At 73.0% G+C, this 2356-nt stretch carries 2 protein-coding genes; both read left to right on the top strand.

Annotated elements, in window-relative coordinates:
- Position 1: 1 nt before the first annotated feature.
- A complete protein-coding gene (locus tag G6024_RS13255) occupies positions 2-1309 on the top strand; it encodes an MATE family efflux transporter (protein WP_159148896.1) in 1308 nt (435 codons plus the stop codon).
- Positions 1306-2247, top strand: coding sequence for a metallophosphoesterase family protein (locus G6024_RS13250; protein ID WP_159148895.1), 942 nt, complete (start codon positions 1306-1308; stop codon positions 2245-2247). The genes G6024_RS13255 and G6024_RS13250 overlap by 4 nt, the downstream gene beginning before the upstream one ends.
- The last annotated feature ends 109 nt before the right edge of the window (positions 2248-2356 follow it).

Raw genomic sequence — 2356 nt, 5'->3', positions numbered from 1 at the left:
CCTGCCGGTCCTGCCGGTGCTGTCCGCCGAGCCCGTCTATCTCCTGGTCGACGGGATCATCGTCGGACGCCAGGGACCGGAGGACCTGGCCGCGCTCGGCGTGGGAGCCCTCGTCCTCCTGGTGCTGGGTACCCAGATGAACTTCCTGTCCTACGGGACCACCGCCCGATCGGCACGGTTGCACGGGGCGGGCCGCCGCGGCGACGCCGTGGCCGAGGGGGTGCAGGCGACGTGGATCGCCGTCGCCGTCGGCGCGCTGGTGGTGGCCGTCGTACTGGCGTTGCGGGGGCCGATCACCCGGGTACTCGCCGCGGACCCGGACGTGGCCGCCGGCGCGGCCGAATGGCTCGGGGTGGCCGTGTGGGGCATCCCGTGCATCCTCGTGGCGTCAGCCGGCCACGGGTGGATGAGGGGCGTCCAGCGCCTGCGCACCCCACTCGTGCTCGTCGGCGTGGGCATCGGCGTGTCGACCGCCGGGTGCGTGGTGTTGGTCCCTGGTCTGGGGCCGGCCCCGGCGCTGGGGTTGGTCGGGAGTGCGTGGGCGAATCTCGCGGGACAACTGCTCATGGCCGCCGGTTTCCTCGTCGCGCTCGTCCTCGAGCGCCCGGGGTCGCTGCGGCCACGGCGTGCCGTGATCGTCAGCCAGCTCCGCATGGGCGTGGACCTGATCATCCGCACCGCGTCGTTCCAGATCACCTTCGCCGTCGCCACCACCGCGGCAGCAGCCGCCGGGGTCGACTCGCTCGCGGCGCACCACCTCGCACAGCAATTGTGGGCGCTGTACTCGCTCGTGTTGGACTCGGTCGCGATCGCGGCCCAGTCGCTGGTCGGCGCCGCGCTCGGCGCGGGACTCGCCGCCCACTGCCGGGCGCTGGCACGTGCCGTGGTCGTGTGGTCACTGGGTCTGGGTGCTGCCCTCGCCCTGCTGACGGTCGTGTTCAGAGCTCCCCTGGCATCGCTGCTGTCCGGGGATCCCGGGGTGGCCGATCGCCTGGTCGTCGCCCTGATCGGGATGGCGGTGGTGGTGATCCCGGCCGCGGTGGTGTTCGGTCTCGACGGCGTGCTGCTGGGCGCCGGTGACGCGGCGTACTTGCGCACCAGCACCGTGGTCGCGGCGCTGCTGGGTTTCCTGCCCGTGCTGCTCGTCACCCGGTACCTCGGGTGGGGGCTGCCGGGGATCTGGGTCGGGATGGGGGTGTTCGTCGGTCTCCGACTGATCGCCGTGGTGGCCCGGGTGCGCGGCGACCGGTGGATGGTGCTGGGAGCGCAGACGCCGGGCGCACGGGCCCTGCAGGAGGTGGACGGATGACCGCCGGGGCGACGGGCGTGCAACCGACCCTGCGCGCGGTGTCCGACCTGCACGTGGGACACCGGGGCAACGCGGACGTCGTGGACGAGATCCACCCCGCGCACCCGGGGGACTGGCTCATCGTGGCCGGTGACGTGGCGGAGAAGGTCGACCACGTCGTGGACGCGCTCGAGCGACTGGCGGCGCGTTTCGAACGGGTGATCTGGGCGCCCGGCAACCACGAGTTGTGGATCGGCCGCGACGACGAGGGGATCACGTCCACCACCAAGTACGACCGGCTGGTGGAGGCGTGCCGGGCCATCGGGGTCGACACCCCGGAGGACCAGTATCCCCTGTGGACCGGACCGGGCGGGCCCGCGTGGGTGGTACCGATGTTCCTGTTCTACGACTACAGCTGGACGCTGGTGGCGGGGCAGCCGCGGGCGGAGGCCCTGGCCGGTGCACGGGAGCGTCGCGTCGTGGCCTCGGACGAGTTCCTCATCGACCCCGCCCCCTACGGTGACGCGGTCGCCTGGTGCCGGGACCGTCTCGTGGGCACCACGACGCGGCTGGCCCGCCTCGATCCCGCGCACCCGACGGTGCTCGTCAACCACTGGCCGCTGCTGCGGGACCCCACCCGGGTCCTGCGGCACCCGGACTTCGCGCTGTGGTGCGGGACCGATCAGACCGCCGACTGGCACCGCCGGTACCGCGCCATCGCGTGCGTCTACGGTCACCTGCACATCCCGCGGACCACGGTCCACGACGGCGTGCGCTTCGAGGAGGTCTCACTGGGATACCCGAGGGAGTGGAACGGGCGTGGGCGGCCCGACCCGCTCACCCGTCAGATCCTCCCGGCGCCGGACGGTCCGCAGGTGCGGTGGGTCCGCGGCGACGGTGGGATGCCGAGGATCGCCCGGCCCGCCGACACCGGTCCCTACCTGGAGGACGAACGGTGATCGACGACCTGTTCCCGCCCGACGTGGTGGGGGTGACCGACGCCGAGCTGGGCCTGGACGACGCGGCGCTGTTGGCGTCGCTGTACCCGGTGGAGGTCGAGCAGATCGG

This window comes from Dietzia maris, from assembly GCF_014144855.1.
Lineage (GTDB): Bacteria > Actinomycetota > Actinomycetes > Mycobacteriales > Mycobacteriaceae > Dietzia > Dietzia kunjamensis.
This window is presented reverse-complemented; position numbering and strand designations above follow the sequence as displayed.